The organism is Micromonospora sp. D93, from assembly GCF_018070365.1.
Lineage (GTDB): Bacteria > Actinomycetota > Actinomycetes > Mycobacteriales > Micromonosporaceae > Micromonospora > Micromonospora ureilytica.
The window spans coordinates 41,688-58,645 of record NZ_JAGPXW010000008.1; the positions used below are offsets into that span (position 1 = coordinate 41,688).

A 16,958-nucleotide genomic window follows, 5' to 3' on the forward strand; every position below is an offset into this window, starting at 1 on the left:
TGAGGGTGACGGCATGCGTCGACTACTGGTGCCACTGCTGATCGTCCTCGCCGTGGCGGTGGGGTGCGCCGAGCCGAACGCCCGGCCAGGACGCTCGGACCCGACGGCCGCGGAGCCGGTACCCACCGAACTGCTCGCCGACGGCACCGTCCCCTGGGCCGACCTGAGGATCACCGGTGAGGACCTCAACGGCCGCCCTGCCGCGCCGAGGCGGCCGGCCACCGGCAGCGAACCGTGCCGGGCGGAGCAGCTGACCGGCCGGCTCACCACCTGGACGCGGCCCGGCACCGGCGGTGAGACGCCCCGAGGTTTCGATGCCGCCATCAGCAAGCTCATCGGCGAAGTGGACGTGCGGAACTCGTCCAAGGTCGAGTGCACGCTGCAGGGCGAGGTGCCCACGAAAATGCTCGCCGGCGGCCGTGAGATCCCGATGCTCTACACCCACGGCATCAACGAGGAGGGGCGTACCCGGGTGGTCGCCGTGCCGGCCGGCGGCAACGCCAGCCTGCGCCTGGACTGGTCCGGACCGTTCTGTCAGCCCGTGAAGGGGTCGTTGGAGCTCGCGATCGAGCTGCCGCACGACGGCGGCAGGTTGCGCGCACCGGTCACCGCCGACGAGCGTCCGGGCTGTCCGCAGGGGGAGGGGGTCCACCCCCGCGTGCGGGGGACGCTGTCCGCGAGCGCGTTCACCGAGCCGGTGACGGTGTCGAAGCCCCCGTCCTCGCCGCTCGAAAAGCTCACCGTCGCTGTTCAGGGGCCGACGACCGCCGTCGCCGGGTCGCGGCTCACCTTCCGGGTAACGCTCGGCAACCCGACCGACGGCGCCCTCGCGCTGGACCCGTGCCCGGGCTACCTCATGGAACGGTTCTCTCTCGGCGACGCGACAAACGACGCGGTGAACTCGGCCCAGCTGTACCGGTTGAACTGCCGCCCGCTCACGCGGATCCCCGCCGGCGGCAGCGCCGTGTTCGAAATGGTCGCCGAGGTGCCGGCCTCGATGCGTGCCGGGCGCGAGCTGACGGTGACGTGGAAGTTCTATCTGCCGCACTACGTGCAGGGGGCCAATCAGTTCGGCGTCCTCACCCTCACCGTCGTCTGAGGAGCGCCGCCCCCGGGCCAGCCGCACCGGGAGAGCCGGCCGTGGATGAGAACCAGGGATAGATGTAGTTGAGGGTATGGGAGCGCTCCCGTAACATACCTGTCGCGGCCTGTTAACGCTCACAATCAGTCACGAGCAGTGACCACCACCAATGTGTAGGCCGCCATCCCGCGAGGAGGGTGCTATATGACCAGATCCAGGGCTACCAATGTCGGTCTGGTTGCGGCCGGCGTCGGCTTACTGGTGTCGTCGACAGTCGTCGCAGCGCTGCCGGCCGGCGCCGCGGCTCAGGGTTGTTCGGTGAACTACGCCGTGTCGTCTCAGTGGCAGGGCGGCTTCGGCGCCAGCGTGGCGGTCACGAACCTGGGTGATCCGTTGAGCAGCTGGACGTTGACCTGGTCCTACGGCGCCGGGCAGACGGTGACGCAGGCCTGGAACACGTCGCTGACGCAGAGCGGATCCGCGGTGACGGCGAAGAACGTGAGCTACAACGCTGCGGTCCCGACCAACGGCTCGGTGTCGTTCGGGTTCAACGGGTCGTGGACAGGCAGCAACCCGGCACCGACGAGCTTCGCCCTGAACGGTGTCACCTGCACCGGTGGCACGACGCCGACCGATCCGCCGACCGACCCACCGACGGATCCGCCAACCGATCCGCCGACCGACCCACCGACCGATCCGCCGACGTGCAACCTTCCGTCGTCGTACCGCTGGTCGTCGACGGGCGCGTTGGCACAGCCGAGGTCGGGCTGGGCGTCGCTGAAGGACTTCACAGTCGCCCCCTACAACGGTCAGCAGCTCGTCTACGCCACCACCCACGACACCGGGACCAGGTGGGGCTCGATGAACTTCGGCCTCTTCACGAACTACTCGCAGATGGGCTCGGCCAGCCAGAACGCGATGAACAACGCGACAGTCGCGCCGTCGTTGTTCTACTTCGCGCCGAAGAACATCTGGGTGCTCGCCTACCAGTGGGGTGGGCCGGCGTTCTCCTACCGAACCTCGACCAACCCGACCAACCCGAACGGGTGGTCGGCGGCGCAGACGCTGTTCAGCGGAAGCATCACCGGCTCGGGCACCGGCCCGATCGACCAGGCGGTCATCGGTGACGACCAGAACATGTACCTGTTCTTCGCCGGGGACAACGGCAAGATCTACCGGGCGAGCATGCCGATCGGGAACTTCCCGGGCAGCTTCGGCAGCAACTACACGACCATCATGAGCGACTCGACGAACAACCTCTTCGAGGCCGTTCAGGTCTACAAGCTGCAGGGCCAGACCCGCTATCTCATGATCGTCGAGGCGATCGGCTCGCAGGGCCGCTACTTCCGCTCGTTCACGGCCACCAGCCTGGGCGGTTCGTGGACCCCGCAGGCCACCAGCGAGAGCAACCCGTTCGCCGGTAAGGCCAACAGCGGCGCCACCTGGACCAACGACATCAGCCATGGCGAGCTGCTGCGCACCAACGCCGACCAGACCATGACCGTCAACGCCTGCAACCTGCAACTGCTCTACCAGGGTCGTTCCCCCAGCTCCGGCGGCGACTACGGCCTCCTGCCGTACCGGCCGGGTCTGCTGACCCTGCAGCGCTGACACGTTCTGATCAAGCTCGACTGACCCGGAACGGGCGGGCTCGGCGTCACGCCGAGCCCGCCTGCAGTTGATCCTCTGGCCGCGCAGGGGTCTCGCCTCCCGACCAGGGCCCGGTCGGTTCCAGCGCTTCAGCGAGACAGGCCCTTCTGATCTCTACACGAGGGGCTGTAGCGAGGATGGACGACGTTCTCGGCACTCGCAGGCCAGGCGAGGCGCGGTATCCGCAGCGCATATGCGCTGCGGCACCGAGGGCGAACATCGTGACGGCGGTGACGCCAGGATGCTTGCGGTGGTGGAGGGCTGGATGGGCCAGGTCCACGCCGCCACGATGACGCCGGTGTCCCGGCGCCGGAGCCCGACGTCGGCTAGCCCGTGGACGTCGTGCCGGAACCGCCCCGACAGTGGCGGCGCATTGCGATGCGAGTGACGCCCCTCTGCACCTCACACAGTCGCCCGCGCGGCCCTGATCACTAGATCGGCGGACGGGCCTCGCCGACGCAGGCCGCTGGCAAGGCACAGCAGTACGCCGAGCAGTAGCCACGTTGCGAGGACGATGACCGAATGGGTGGCGCCGTGGCCGTCGAAGAAGGCGGTGGATCGCAGCAGCCGGCCACTCGCACCGGGCGGCAGCAGTTGGCCGAGCATGCCGGACCAGCCGGGTAGCATTTCGGACGCGGTCGCGCTGCCCGACAAGGGATTGCCGATGAGCATCATGGTGGCCGCACCCAGGCCGAGCCCGGTGTATCCGAGCAGGGACTCCAGCCCCAGGATGCTCAGGGAGATGGCCGCGACGCTCAGGGCGACCGCGCCGGTGTTCGCCCAGTAGGAACCGGTCAGGGAGCCGAGCCAGAACTGCAGAATGGCGCTTACGGCGAGGCCGCCGGTGACGGCGAAGGCGAGCGCTCCGATGGCCCGGCGGGTGGTGCCTAGGACCAGTCTTGTCAGCAGAAACGCGGCCAGCAGACCGCCCATGACCAACGGCAGCGCCGCGGCGGCCAGCCCTGCACCACGCGGGTCGTCGACCGGCAGTGGGACGAGGTCGCGGACGGGCGCCGCCGTGCTGGCGCCCCGGGACTGCGGTTGGCTGAGCGCGGTGGCGATGCTGTTGAGGGTCTGGGCGACGGCTACGCTGCCGGCGGAGGCGAGGATGACCTGTGGTGCGCCGGAGCTTACGTCGATCGCCCCGTACACCTCGCGGTCGCGGATCAACTGTTCCGCGGTGGTGGTGTCGGCGACTTCGGTGATTTCGAAGGCATCGGGAAGGCGCTCGTCGAGGGCCGCGCTGATCTGTCTGACCGCAGGTGCCGGCCCGGCGACGGCGATCGGCACGTCATGCACCGACGAGCGTACCGAGGGCCAGGCGAAGGCGGTCAGGAGCACGCTGACAGCCACCGTGAGCATGGCGACGGCCCTGGCCACCGCCGACCAGGGCGACGGCGACGCATCTGTTGCGAACTGGGTCTGAACGGCCATGTCGTCCCCTCCGAGTAAGACGGTGTTCATCGCACGGTGAGCGGGGTTGCGGTCTCGACGCGGGTCAGCTTCTCCGGGTTGCGGACGTAGTAGAGGCCGGTGATGAGGGCGTTCTCGACGCGGACGGCGAGCACGCCATCGAGCCGACCGTCCAGGCGCAGTACGAGTGATGGGTTGCCATTGACCACAGTGGGCTCGGCGGTGAGGATGCTGTCCACCTTGCCGATGCCGGTGACGACCATGCGGGCAACCTTGTCGGCGCCGATGACCGGCCGCAGCGCGGCCTGTTTGATGCCGCCGCCGTCGGCCACCAGGACCACGTCTGGGGCGAGCACGTGGAGAATGCCTTGCAGGTCTCCGATTTCGACCGCGTGCCGCAGCGAGTCCAGCACCGCCCGGGTCAGGCTCGCCGGAACCACCTGGCGTGGCCGGCGGGCGTCAACGTGCCGGCGGGCGCGGTAGGCGATCTGGCGAACCGCCGAGGGAGTCTTGTCGAGGGCGGCCGCGATCTCGTCATAGCTGACGTCGAAGACTTCGTGTAGGACAAAGACGGCGCGTTCGGTAGGCGCCAGCGTTTCGAGGACGAGCATGAGCGCCATCGACACGTTCTCTGCGAGTTCGACGTCGTCGGCCACGTCCGGCGCCGTGAGCAGCGGTTCCGGCAGCCAGGAGCCGACGTACGCCTCCTTGCGGCGCCGCACGGTACGCAGCCGGTTGAGCGCCAGCCGGGTGGTGATCCGGACGAGATAGGCGCGCTGGTCGCTGACCTGCGTCAGGTCGACTTTGGCCCAGCGCAGCCAGGTCTCCTGAAGGACATCTTCGGCGTCGGCCGCCGAACCGAGCATCTCGTAGGCGACGGTGAAAAGCAGGTTCCGGTGGGCGACGAAGGTTTCGGTGGCGGGATCGGCGGGCGGTGTACCCACTGGAAGACCTTCCATTCGATGGTCAGGTCAGCGGGCGGCGAGCGCCTCGAGCCGCCGATGACGAGTGTCGTCCCGGAACTTCCAGGTGAAGGAGCCAGGCTCGTGCGCCTCGTGCGCCAAATGCTCGATCAGGCCCGTGAAACTGGCGCTCTTGATCCTTGCGCCGAGGAAGCCCCCGACAGTGAAACCTTTGGCGATGTCGTTTTTCGAGGCGATTTGTACGGTGGCGGCGCCGTGGCCCAGGCTGACGCACTGCCCGAAGAAGCCGATGACGATGGTCGCGGGTTGTCCGCCCGCGATCCGGCTGAGCACGGTGTCGGCCGCATGTGCGCCGAGTGGATTGGCGGACTGGCAGCTCATCCGCAGCGGCAGATTCGACGGTGCGGCCGAGTCTCCGGCGGCGACGACGCGGTCGTCGTCGACGCTGGTGAGCGTCTCGTCGGTCAGGAGGCGTCCGGCCGCGTCGGTTGTGAGCCCGCTGCGGACAGCCAGATCAGGGACGCTGAACCCGGCTGTCCAGATGGTCACCGTGCTGGGCAATTCGCGGCCGTCCGCCAGCAGGACGGCGTCCCGACTCACCGCGGTGACCCTCGCACCAGGACCGTCGATGACGGTCACCCCGAGCCTCGCCAGCCTCTTGGCGAACTTGCGGCGAACCCGGGGGTGTAGATACGGGTGGAGCACCCTGCCACACACGAGCGTCACGGCGCGGCCCTCGGCTGCCAGCTCGGCGGCGACCTCGATGCCTGTCGCGCCGGCTCCGACCACCGTCACCACGTCCGCCGTAGGTGTGGTGGCGAGCACCGACCGCAGCCGCCGCGCCTCCTCCAGGCTGGCCACACTGTGGGCGCACTCGTCGGCCCCGGACACATCCGGGTCGGCGCTGCCGCTGCCCACCGCGTAGATGAGGTAGTCGTAGCGCACCGTGCCGCCGTTCGCCAACGAAACGGTGCGCTCGGCCGCGTCGATCCGGCTGGCGGTGTCGACCACCAGCCGGACGCGGTCGGCCAGGATGTCGCGGTAGCCGACGACCGCGTCGCCGGTTCCGCCGACGAGCTGGTGCAGTCGGATGCGGTGAACGAAGTTCGACCGCGGGTTGATCAGGGTCACGGTCACGTCGTCGCGCTGGGTGAGGCGGTTGGCCGCCATGACGCCGGCGTATCCGCCGCCAACCACGACCACGCTGATGTTCTCCGTCATGGGTGTCTCCCTCGTTGTCGGCGTTCGGCCACAAGACACCGCCTGAGCGGCTCGCATAACAGCGCGTGAGTCGGGTCACTCGCCCCGCGCACGCCCGACGTTCGGGAAAAAGCAGCGGCCGATAGGTGGTCACCGGCGGACTCGGCGTCGGGTCACCACTGGGTGATGAGCGGCGGGTCCGGTTCGTGTTTCGGCCAGGCTTCGGTGAGGCGGGCGAGGCGGGTGGGTGCGGCGATGCCGCGCACGGTTGCGATCTTGCCGTTGGTGATGTCGAACGTCACGGCGCCGACGACCTGGTCGCCGACCGCGAAGAGGATGGCGGGGGCGCCGTTGACGAGCGCGTAGTGGATGGCGGGTGTGCCGCCGGCAAGTCGCCGTTTCGCGGGTGTGGGTGTGAAGCCGGCCCGTGCTACGGCGGCGATGCGCTGCGGTGTGTCGTACTGCAGCAGCGTGTCGGTCAGGCCGGCGCCGTCGGAGATCGCGGTCGCGTCGTCGGTGAGCAGCGCCACCAGCCGTTCGGTGCGGCCCGAGGAGGCGGCGGCGAGGAATTCCTCGACGATCCTGCGGGCGGATGCCGGGTCGACTTCGTCAGCGCCGCGGCGGCGCGCGGCGGTGATGCGGCGCCGGGCCCGGTGCAGGTGCTGCTGGCTTGCGGACTCGGTGATGTCGAGGATCTCGGCGATCTCGGCGTGGCGGTAGGAGAACGCTTCGCGCAGGAGGTAGACGGCCCGTTCGAGGGGTGAGAGGCGCTCCAGAAGAGTCAGCACGGCCAGGGAGACCGTTTCGCGCTGCTCGACGGTGTCGGCCGGGCCGAGCATAGGGTCGCCGTCGAGGAGCGGTTCGGGTAGCCAGGCGCCGACGGTGCGTTCGCGGCGGGCTTGAGCCGAGCGGAGCCGGTCGAGGCACAGGTTGGTGACGACCTTGATCAGCCATGCTTCCGGTACCTTGATTTGCTGCCGGTCGGCGGCCTGCCAGCGTAGGAACGCATCCTGCACGGCGTCTTCGGCGTCCGCGGCCGAGCCCAGCATGCGGTACGCCAGCGAGGCCAGCCGGTTCCGGCTGGCCTCGAACCGACTGGTGTCGAAGCGATCAGTGGCGCTGCTGTCCACGCGGACCACCTAGGCGGTTAGTCGATCGCCTTCTTGGCGGACGCATTCGGCGAGGGGCGCGGCGGCTAGGCGGTGCTTGCGCTTGGGCACGCCGAAGGTCGGGTGCGAGATGGTCCACAGCGCGATCCTGTTGATGCCCTCCTTGACCAGTGCAGACGTCTGACCGCCCATGTACTTCGGCTTTGCTTGCCCTTTGTCGTCGACCGTCTGCAGCATCCCGTCTCGCCGCCCAAGGGTGATGTAGTTGTACGTGTAGACCAGCTTGGTATTCGCAATTTTGCGGCCGGTCAGGCGTCCCACGATCGCGTCCACGGCCTGCCGGCCAGTGAAGCCGGCCGAACCGCAGGACATCGGCAACGGCCGGCCGTTGTCGCCGACGGCGTAGACGCTGTCGCCGACGGCATAGACGTTCGGGTGCGAGGCCGACCGCATGGTGCGATCGACGACGATCTGACCTTTCTTGGTGACCTCCAGCCCGCCGGCGGCGGCGATCGGATTGACCGCGAAGCCGGCCGTCCACACGGTCGCGTCGGACGCCAGGACGGTGCCGTCGGCGCACAGCACCCGCGTCGCCTCGACGGCTTCGACGCTGCTGTGCTCCAGGACAGTGATGCTCAGCCGGTCGCAGGCCTGACGCAGGTGGCTGCGGGCTCCAGCGGAAAGCCGGGCGCCCAGCTCCCCGCGGGCGACCAGCGCCACCGACAGGCCGGGCCGGGACTCGGCGATCTCGGTGGCGCTCTCGATGCCGGTCAACCCGTCACCGACGACCAACACACGCCCACCTCCGCCCCGCCTGCCCAGGCTGTCCAGGCGCTCGCGCAGGCGCAGCGCCGAGGGTCGGCCGGCAACATCGAAGGCGTGCACGGCCACACCGTGGACGCCACGGTCATCGACGCGGCTGCCGAGCGCGTAGACAAGCGTGTCGTAGCCGAGCTCGCCGCCGCCGCCGCCGCCGCCGCCGCCGCCGCCGCCGCCGCCGGCGTCGGCGACGGCAACGACCTGGCGCTCGGGGTCGACGGCGGTGACACGGGCCAGGCGCAACCGTATCCCCGTACCTGCGAACGCGTCAGCAAGCTTCAGAGCCTCGATCTCCCGTCCGGCCGCGAGCTGGTGCAACCGCATCCGCTCGACGAAGTCCGGCTCGGCGTTGACCACGGTGATCTCGGTGTCCGCCCGGGACAGCCGGCGGGCCAGGTTCCCAGCCACGTAGGCCCCGGCATAGCCGGCGCCGAGGACCACGATGCGGTGCTTCATGTGTTGCTCCTGTCGGTTGCCTTGCTCTCAGTGAGTTGAGCGGAACGGCGCCCCGATTACTGACAGAAACCGCATGTGGCATGGGTCACAGAGTGACAGGAGTGCCGCCCAACGGTGCGCGCGGCGCAGGACGTCGGGTGGGTTGGCAGTGCGGCCCGTGGTGGCCTTGAACCTGGTAAGGGCGGGGATCCGCTGACCGCTACCAGCGCCTCGGCGGGACGCGGACGAATCGGCTCAGTTCTTGGCGAGTACTTCGCGGCGGATCCACTGGAACAGGGTGGGGTTGTCGACGGTGGTGATGACGCTGACGGTGGTACGGAGGTAGCGCTCGTCGTTCAGCATGGCCAGCATGCTCGCGGCCAGGTCCGCGCGGGCGGTGAACCTGCCGTCGGCGTGGCCCTCGACGAGGGCGTAGTCGGTGGGCGACTCCAGGTGGTAGAGCCCGTTCGGGCGCACGATCGTCCAGTCCAGATCGCTGGCGCGGACTAGCGCTTCCATCCGTCGCATGTCGTCGTACAGTGTTTTACCCAGCACCCGCGTCACGTAGGGCAGTAGGACTCGGTTGAACAGAAACCCGCCATCGGAGTACGAGTGCGGTGCGACCCCGGTTGAGCTGACCACCGCGAGGCGACACACCCGATGTCGATCCATCGCGGCGAGTATGTTGGTCACTCCACGCGAGTAGGTGCTGATCGGTTTCTTACCAGCGGGCACCCCGAGCGTCGACATCACCGCATCCCGCTCCGCGACCGCGGCGTCGACGGCCATCGGATCGAGTACGTCGGCACCGACTACCTCGAGGCAATCATGGTGCAGCGGGAACGAGTCCGGCTGCCGGGTGACCGCGGTGACCTGATGCCCGGCGGCGAGTGCCTGGCCGGTGAGCAGGCGGCCGGTGGGACCGTTGGCTCCAAAGACTGTGATACGCATGACGACTGTCCTTCCTTGGTTACGACATCTCCTGGTGAATGGGCCGGGAAGCTGCGCGCAGCGGGACGAGTGCATGCGCCCTCGCCGTTACCTCGTGGCCACGCGCCACCAACCGCGGCACCAGCGGCCGCCCCAACACCCCGGCCCCGGCCGCCACGAACACCCGCACAACCAGTGCCTTCTCCGACGTAACTTCCTGTCTCCGCTACCGAGACGAGACAGCCCGGCCGCTCTGTGACATGCGGAAGGAAAATGGCTGGAAGAAGATCGTCGGCACCGCCGCCTGCGGGGCGGACCTGAAATTTGAGCCTGGGCGCCCATCACACGATGGGTGGCATCGTCGGTCGACCGTGTGCGGACTTCCAAACTGGGGCGCCCGCATGGGGGGCCTTGCGGGGCGGTTGAACAAGTGTTTAATCTGGTGTCATGGTGTCGGAGGGCGTGGGATCTGGGGGGAACGGTGGGGAGTTCGCCACCGTGACCCGGATCCGTGACGCCGCTATCGCGCGGTTCGCCCGCGACGGCTTCCAAGTGGGGTTGCGGACCGTCGCCGCCGACGCCGGCGTAACCGCTGGCCTGGTGATCCATCATTTCGGTTCGAAGGATGGGCTTCGTCTTGCCTGTGATGAGCATGTGCTGGAAATCGTGCGCCAGGCGAAGACCGAGACGCTGACCGACGGCACGGGGACGATGCTGCTCGCGCAGATGGCCGGGGTGGAGCGGTTGGCGCCAATGGTGCGGTACCTGCTGCGCAGCATGCAGGCCGGTGGCGAGTTGGCGCTGAAGCTGATCGAGAACATGATCGCCGACGCGGAGCAGTACCTGTCAGCGGGTGAGGCGGCGGGGGTGGTCCGGTCCAGCCGTGACCGGGCCGCCCGCACGCGGTATCTGGCCTATCAGGCGACGGGCAGCATGGTGCTGTGGTTCACGCTGTACGGGGCCGACGCAGAGCCGGACGAGTTCGCCGCATTGTTCCGCCGGTATATCGAGGATCTCGCGCTGCCCGCCCTTGAGTTGTTCACGCAGGGCCTGCTGGTTGACCGGTCGATGCTCGATGAGTACCTGATGTACGTGCCGGATCCGCCGCGGAGAGGCGACGCAGACAGCACTGCGAGCTAGCGCCACCACGCCCCGGCGTGGCCTCCCTCCTTCGCGAATCCCGCGTGATCGACCACATCAGAACCCGGGCTGCCCTGGGCTCTCTCCTCAAGACGAGGTCTACGACGATGACCGCTGCGATCGACATTCATCACATCAATAAGTCATTCGGCAGGGTGCGGGCGCTGGACGGACTGGACCTTCGGGTCGAGACCGGCACCGTGCACGGCTTTCTCGGGCCCAATGGCGCCGGTAAGTCCACCACCATCCGAATCCTGCTCGGGCTGCTGCGCGCCGACGCCGGTCAGGCCCGGATGCTCGGTGGTGACCCGTGGGTGGACGCGGTGCCCCTGCACCGTCGGCTCGCGTACGTCCCCGGCGATGTCGAACTGTGGCCCAGCCTCACCGGCGGCGAGGCGATCGACCTGTTCGCTCGCCTGCGCGGCGGCACCGACCCAGTGCGCCGCGACGAGTTGTGTCAGCGTTTCGACCTGGATCCAAGTAAGAGGGGTCGCACCTACTCCAAGGGCAACCGGCAGAAGGTGGCCCTGATCGCCGCGCTGGCCAGCGACGTCGAGCTGCTCCTGCTCGACGAGCCTACCGCCGGGCTGGACCCGCTGATGGAAGCGGTGTTCCAGGAGTGCATCCGCGAGGTGAAGGACGCCGGCCGAACGGTCCTGCTGTCCAGCCACATCCTGGCCCAGGTCGAGGTGCTCGCCGACCAGATCTCGATCATCCGCCAAGGCAAAATCGTGGAGACGGGCTCGCTGACCGACCTGCGGCACCTGACCCGTACCTCGGTCGACGCGATCACCGACCGACCGGCCGACGTCCTGACCGGCCTGCCCGGCGTGCACGGCCTGCGGTCGGAGGACGGCCACGTCCGCTTCGAGGTCGACGGTGACCACCTCGCCGCGGTGGTACGCCACCTCGGCGACCTCGGCGTACAGGGGCTGACCGTCCGCCCGCCGACGCTGGAGCAATTGCTGCTACGTCACTATGGCAACCAGCTCACGCGCAACGCTCCGGCGGAGGTGGCGTGATGACCGCGGCGACGGTCAGCCGCCCGGCGCGCGTCGGTGTCAGCGGAGGCAGCGTCATCACCGGAACCGGCGCGCTCCTGCGGTTCATGCTGCGCCGCGACCGCATCCGCTTCCCCGCGTGGACGCTCGGGCTGACGCTGCTCATGACGTACTTCGCCACCGCACTGGACACTTTCGTCCAGAGCCCGGAGGACCTGGAGGGGCTGAAAGCGTTCTCCGGCAGCCCGGCCGGCGCGCTGTTCGGTGGGCCTGGCTTCGGCTTCGACGACCTGACCCTCGAACGGTTCCTCGCCGGCCAGTACGGCCTCTACGTGGCCATCGGCGCCGGCCTGATGGGCCTACTCACCGTCGTGCGGCACACCCGTACCGAGGAACGTTCCGGCCGGGCCGAACTGATTCGGGCCAATGTGGTCGGCCGGCACGCCCAGCTCACCGCCGCGCTGACCCTCACCGCCGCGATGTCGATACTGGTCGCTCTGCTGATCGGCGCGATGCTGATCGGCCGTGGCTTCGATGAGGCCGGGTCCATTCTCTTCGGTGCCTCCGTCGGCGCGGTGGCCCTCGCCTTCGGCGGCGTCGCCGCGGTCACCGTCCAGTTGTCGGAGTATCCACGAGCGGCCTCCGGCATGGCCGGCGCCGCACTCGCCGCCGCGTTCGCCCTGCGTGGACTGGGCGACATGGCGGCGGTCCAGGGCAGCGGGCCGTCGTGGCTGTCCTGGCTGTCGCCGATCGGCTGGTCGCAGCAGACCGCGGCGTACGTCCACAACCGCTGGTGGCCGCTGGCCATCTCGCTGGCCTTCGCGGCGGCTACCGCCATCGCCGCCTACGTCCTGTCGGCGCGCCGGGACTTCGGCGCCGGCCTGGTGCCGTCCCGGCCGGGCTCGCCGCGCGCGGCGACCTGGCTGGCCGGCCCGTTCGCGCTCGCGTTCCGGCTGCACCGGGCCAGCCTGATCGGCTGGAGCGCGGCGCTGCTAGTCGCGGGCCTTGCCTACGGTTCATTCACCCAGCCCCTGCTCGACGGCTTCGAGAACGCACCCGAGGACCTGCTCGCCGTTATGGGCGGATCGGAGAACCTACTCGACGGCTACCTCGGCATGATGGGCCTGACAATGGCGCTCGCTGTCGGCGTCTATGTGGTGCTCGCCATCCAGACGCTACGCGCCGAGGAAGCCGAGGGACGCACGGAACCCGTGCTTGCCACCTCGGTCAGCCGGACGGCCTGGCTCGGCAGTCACATCACCGTCGCGGCGCTCGGCGTACCGTGGCTGCTGCTCGTCGGCGGCCTCGGTGTGGGCATCGGAGCCTCGGTGAGCACCGGCGAGGCAGGGCTGATCGGCGATGTGCTGCTCGGGCACGTCGCCCGCACGCCAGCGGTCTGGCTGATCCTCGCCGCGACCGCCTTTCTCTACGCGGCAGCCCCGCGTTTGCTGCCGGCGATCTGGGTCGTGGTCGGCTACGGCCTGATCGCCGGGTACTTCGCCCCGATCCTCGACATCCCGGAGGCCGCTCTACGGCTGTCACCGTTCGAGCACATCGGGGACTACCCCTTGGAGGACATCAGCGGTGTCGCGGTTGTGGTGCTGACCCTGCTTGCCGGTGTGCTGTTCCAGGCCGCCGTGATCGTGTTCCGCCGCCGGGACCTCGGCACCGGCACGTGAGACCGTCCAGGGGCCGCCGAGGCAATATCAACGCTCAGTGGCCCCTGGAACTCACGGAGAGGCTGAAGATCAGCATGTGCGGGCGTTGTAGGCGGCCCATAAGGGCAAACGCGCTCTCAGGCTGGTGGCGACATCCGTGTAAGGATGTTATGCGAGCTGTGAATCAACAATTTCGCCAGCGGTCGATTTAATCTCCTCCCCTCTCGTGCTGCAAGGGGAGGAGATTGTGCTGCGAGACTGGCTCGACGCCGATCTGCCGGACATGCCATTCAACGCGGACGCCTTTCTGGTCAGAATCCGGCGGCGTCGCGCCCAGGGCATTGTCGACCTGGCCGTGATGCGGGACGGCGGGGAGCCGCTTGGCCTCGTCGCACTTCACATGACGATCGGGGTGCTGGGGCACACCATCGGCCCTGCGCACCGCGGCCGAGGTATGGCGTCGCGTTCGCTGCGGTTGATGACGAGGTTCTGCCACGAAGAACTCGGCTTCAGCCGACTGCGGCTGAGCATCGTGCCGGGCAACGTGCCCTCGTAGTGGGTCGCTGAGTCAGCCGGATACGTCCGAAGCGACGATGACGTCATCGAGAGGATGAGGGGGTTGGGACAGCCAAAGCTGATCGAGTTTGGAACGATGCGCCGGTCGACCTACCGACATCACCCGACTCGAAGGGACCCCCGCGATGGCAACTGTCATCTCCACGCTGTTCATCTCGGCCGACGGTGTGGCCGAGATCGACCCGGACTGGCACTTCCCGTACTTCGACGAGAACATGGGCCGCGCCGTCTCCGAGGACTACGACACCGCCGATGTGCTGCTCATCGGTCGGGAGACGTACGACAGCTTCGCCGGGGCCTGGCCCGGCCGGGAGGCCGCCGGTGGTGAGGACGCGCCGTTCACCAAGCAACTCGGCGACATGCGTAAGGTCGTCGTCTCGCGTCAGCCGCTGGAGTTCTCCTGGCGCAACTCGGAGCTGATCGACGGGGACCTCCTCGACGCCGTCACCGCGCTCAAGGCCGATGCCGGTGTCCGGGGGATCCTCATCCCCGGGTCGATCTCCGTGGTGCAGCAACTGCTCGCCGCGGGTCTGGTCGACGAACTGCGCCTGCTGGTGCACCCGGTGGCCGCGCGTAAGGGCCGCAGGCTGTTCGACGAGGGCGACGCTGCGTACCACCTGCGACTTGTGGCTTCGGAGGCGTTCCCGACGGGTGTCCTTCGCGTGATCTACGCGCCGGGCACTGCGCCGGCACCGGTCGGCTACGACGAGATCACCGACCAGGTGCCGGCCGGAAACTAGGGTGCAACGAGCCGGGGGTGTTGGCCCGGGAGAAGGTCAGCTGCTCTGGCACCATCCAGCAGGCCACCGAGTCGCTGCTCGCGAGCGAGGACGGCGGGATTGGCCACCACCGATTCATCCCACACTTCGGGCCGGCATTTAGTGAGGGTCATCAATATTGACGGTTGAGGTCGACGGGGACAGGATCTCGGGCACCACCACCCCGATCCCTCCTGGGAGGCGCCATGACCCGTCCCCGCCTGCCCCTCCTGCGGGCAGCCACCCGGTTGGCCGCACTCGCCCTCGCCACCGCCGGCGTGCTGCTCACCGTCGCCACCCCCGCCAGCGCCGCTGTGCCCACCGGCCGCTACGTCGCGCTGGGCGACTCGTACACCGCAGGCCCGCTGATCCCCACCCAGGTCGACCTCAACTGCCTACGGTCCAACCGCAACTACCCGTCGCTGGTGGCGGCGTCCGCCGGCTCGTCGTCGTTCGCCGACGTGAGCTGCTCCGGCGCCACCACTGACGACATCCTCTACGGCGGTAGCGGCCAACTGGGCATCACGCTGCCACCGCAGCTCAACGCGGTCACGTCGAACACGGCGATGGTGACCGTGCAGATCGGCGGCAACGACATCGGCTTCTCCGGCATCATCGGCGACTGTGCTGAGGCGAGCGTCAGCAGCCCGCTCGGATCCCCGTGCAAGAACCGGTACACCGCCGGAGGTGTCGACCAGTTGCAGGCGCGGATCGTCGCCGCCACGCCGAAGATCACCGCCGTGCTCCAGGCGGTCCGACGGGCCGCGCCGGGCGCACGGGTCGTGGTGCTCGGCTATCCGGCGATCCTGCCGGACAGCGGTTACGGCTGCTGGCCGGTCGTTCCGATCGCCTACCAGGACGTGCCGTACCTGCGTGGCATCGAGAAGTCGCTCAACACGATGCTGGCCAGCGCCGCGAGCGCCAACGGCGCCACGTACGCCGATGTCTACACCCCGTCGATCGGCCGCGACGCGTGCAAGGGCAGCGGCACCCGCTGGGTCGAGGGTCTGGTGCCGCAGAACTCGGCCGCGCCCTTCCATCCCAACGCCCGCGGCGAGCAGGGCATGGCCACCGCCCTGATTGCCAGACTGAACAGCTGATCAGGCCCGCGAACTGTCGAACCGGCCCCGCCGCTACGCGACGGGGCCGGTTCGGTGACTCGCCTCTTCAGGAGTTGACCAGGGTCAACTGGTACGGCAGCTGATCGTCGGCCAGGTCCAGTTGCCGTTGGCCATGATCGTGATACCGAAGTTGTTGCCGTTGCCGTTCGGCGTCGCGGTGACCGTGCCGCTGTTGCCGTTGACGGAGGCGTTCCAGCTGTTCTGAACGCTCTGGCCGCCACCGAGGCCGAGGCTGACGACCCAGTTGTTGGTGCCGCTGACCGCGACGTTGAGGTTGAACCGGTCACCCCACTGCTGACCGGCGGAGATCGTCGCGTTGCAGTTGCCGGTCCCCGGGTTACCGGTGGTGGGCGGGGTGGTCGGGTTGCCGCCGCCGCTGCCCTCCCGGACGGTGATGTCGGAGCTTCCGCTGCTCTGGTAGCCCTCGGTGGCCATGACCTGGTAGCTGTGGTTGCTGCCGAGGTTCAGGCCGGCGCGCGCCCAGGCGTCGAAGTGGTTGGCGGTGGTGATGGTGCCACTCGAGCGCTTCTGCTGACGGACGCTCCAGAACTGGTAGAACGTCTGGTTGCCGTCGATCGACGGGGCGTTGACCCGCTGGCTGCGGAGGATGTCGTAGGTGCCGCCGTCAGTGGTGACCGTGCCCATCCGCTGGGCGCCGCTGCTCGGGTTGTAGGTGCCGAAGTTCTCCACCACGTAGTACTCGATGAGCGGGTTGCGCGTCCATCCGTACAGGGCGAGGTAGGTGTTGTTGTTGCCCGGGTTGTAGCTGCCCGAGTAGGTGACAGTCCGTCGGTTGCCGGTGGCCCAACCCTTGCCGCCGACCCAGTTGTTGGTGCTCCTGTCCCAACTGCTGGTGTATCGGCCGTCGGCGCGCAACGTCATGCTGGCGTTGCCGCTGTCCTTCCAGAACGAGAAGTAGTACCCGTTGTGCGTGCCGGTGAGGTTCGAGGTGAGGGTCCGGTCGGCCTCGGCGTACGCGTTGGTGGCGGTCATCGTGCCCGCGACGGCCACGACGGCGGCGCACGCGGCACCGAGGAGCAACCGCATGCGGCCGCGGCCTCTCGGTTTGGTGTGGCTGGTGTCGGTCATGTAACTGTTGCCTCCTCGTGACGGCTGGCGGGGGCCAGCGGCGCGGTACGCCTCG

Annotated in this window: 15 protein-coding genes; 8 read left to right on the forward strand and 7 right to left on the reverse strand. The window is 68.6% G+C overall.

Annotated elements, in window-relative coordinates; all coding sequences use genetic code 11:
- The first annotated feature begins 13 nt into the window (after window positions 1-13).
- Both KBX71_RS12145 and KBX71_RS12150 read left to right on the forward strand, forming a co-directional pair.
- Window positions 14-1,099: a hypothetical protein gene (locus KBX71_RS12145; protein WP_210818034.1), complete on the forward strand. Its 1,086-nt coding sequence runs from the start codon at window positions 14-16 to the stop codon at window positions 1,097-1,099.
- 186 nt (window positions 1,100-1,285) lie between these two features.
- Window positions 1,286-2,692 carry a non-reducing end alpha-L-arabinofuranosidase family hydrolase gene (locus KBX71_RS12150; RefSeq protein WP_210818035.1) on the forward strand — a complete coding sequence of 469 codons (1,407 nt, stop codon included), beginning with the start codon at window positions 1,286-1,288 and terminating at the stop codon, window positions 2,690-2,692.
- A 441-nt stretch (window positions 2,693-3,133) separates the two neighbouring features.
- On the opposite strand, the gene KBX71_RS12155 is transcribed toward KBX71_RS12150, so the two are convergent.
- The 6 genes from KBX71_RS12155 to KBX71_RS12180 all read right to left on the reverse strand — a co-directional run bounded on the left by KBX71_RS12155 (window position 3,134) and on the right by KBX71_RS12180 (window position 9,581).
- Entirely contained in the window at window positions 3,134-4,165 is a 1,032-nt protein-coding gene (locus tag KBX71_RS12155; protein ID WP_210818036.1) for a hypothetical protein, read from the reverse strand.
- A 26-nt stretch (window positions 4,166-4,191) separates the two neighbouring features.
- On the reverse strand, window positions 4,192-5,088 hold the full coding sequence (locus KBX71_RS12160; RefSeq protein WP_307847051.1) for an RNA polymerase sigma-70 factor: 897 nt from the start codon (window positions 5,086-5,088) through the stop codon (window positions 4,192-4,194).
- 27 nt (window positions 5,089-5,115) lie between these two features.
- Window positions 5,116-6,345 (reverse strand): NAD(P)/FAD-dependent oxidoreductase, encoded by a 1,230-nt coding sequence (locus KBX71_RS12165; RefSeq protein WP_247683358.1) that lies wholly within the window; start codon window positions 6,343-6,345, stop codon window positions 5,116-5,118.
- Between the two features lie 95 nt (window positions 6,346-6,440).
- Window positions 6,441-7,397, reverse strand: coding sequence for a sigma-70 family RNA polymerase sigma factor (locus KBX71_RS12170; RefSeq protein WP_210818038.1), 957 nt, complete (start codon window positions 7,395-7,397; stop codon window positions 6,441-6,443).
- A gap of 9 nt (window positions 7,398-7,406) precedes the next feature.
- Window positions 7,407-8,651 carry an NAD(P)/FAD-dependent oxidoreductase gene (locus KBX71_RS12175; protein WP_210818039.1) on the reverse strand — a complete coding sequence of 415 codons (1,245 nt, stop codon included), beginning with the start codon at window positions 8,649-8,651 and terminating at the stop codon, window positions 7,407-7,409.
- 234 nt (window positions 8,652-8,885) lie between these two features.
- Window positions 8,886-9,581, reverse strand: coding sequence for an NAD(P)-dependent oxidoreductase (locus KBX71_RS12180; protein WP_210818040.1), 696 nt, complete (start codon window positions 9,579-9,581; stop codon window positions 8,886-8,888).
- Window positions 9,582-10,058: 477 nt separating this feature from the next.
- Here KBX71_RS12180 and KBX71_RS34825 point away from each other — a divergent pair, with 477 nt between their 5' ends.
- From KBX71_RS34825 to KBX71_RS12210, 6 genes are all read left to right on the forward strand, one after another.
- Entirely contained in the window at window positions 10,059-10,700 is a 642-nt protein-coding gene (locus KBX71_RS34825) for a TetR family transcriptional regulator (RefSeq protein ID WP_374102596.1), read from the forward strand.
- A gap of 107 nt (window positions 10,701-10,807) precedes the next feature.
- On the forward strand, window positions 10,808-11,722 hold the full coding sequence (locus KBX71_RS12190; RefSeq protein WP_210818042.1) for an ABC transporter ATP-binding protein: 915 nt from the start codon (window positions 10,808-10,810) through the stop codon (window positions 11,720-11,722).
- Entirely contained in the window at window positions 11,722-13,380 is a 1,659-nt protein-coding gene (locus tag KBX71_RS12195) for an ABC transporter permease (protein WP_210818043.1), read from the forward strand. Before KBX71_RS12190 ends, KBX71_RS12195 begins: the two co-directional genes overlap by 1 nt.
- 205 nt (window positions 13,381-13,585) lie before the next feature.
- Entirely contained in the window at window positions 13,586-13,915 is a 330-nt protein-coding gene (locus KBX71_RS12200) for a GNAT family N-acetyltransferase (RefSeq protein WP_210818044.1), read from the forward strand.
- 145 nt (window positions 13,916-14,060) lie between these two features.
- Window positions 14,061-14,675, forward strand: a complete 615-nt coding sequence (locus KBX71_RS12205) for a dihydrofolate reductase family protein (protein WP_210818045.1) — start codon at window positions 14,061-14,063, stop codon at window positions 14,673-14,675.
- A 224-nt stretch (window positions 14,676-14,899) separates the two neighbouring features.
- Window positions 14,900-15,793 carry an SGNH/GDSL hydrolase family protein gene (locus KBX71_RS12210; RefSeq protein WP_210818046.1) on the forward strand — a complete coding sequence of 298 codons (894 nt, stop codon included), beginning with the start codon at window positions 14,900-14,902 and terminating at the stop codon, window positions 15,791-15,793.
- Window positions 15,794-15,877: 84 nt separating this feature from the next.
- Here the strand turns inward: KBX71_RS12210 and KBX71_RS12215 are convergent, their stop codons facing one another.
- Window positions 15,878-16,903 (reverse strand): glycoside hydrolase family 11 protein, encoded by a 1,026-nt coding sequence (locus KBX71_RS12215; protein WP_210818047.1) that lies wholly within the window; start codon window positions 16,901-16,903, stop codon window positions 15,878-15,880.
- Window positions 16,904-16,958 lie beyond the last annotated feature (55 nt).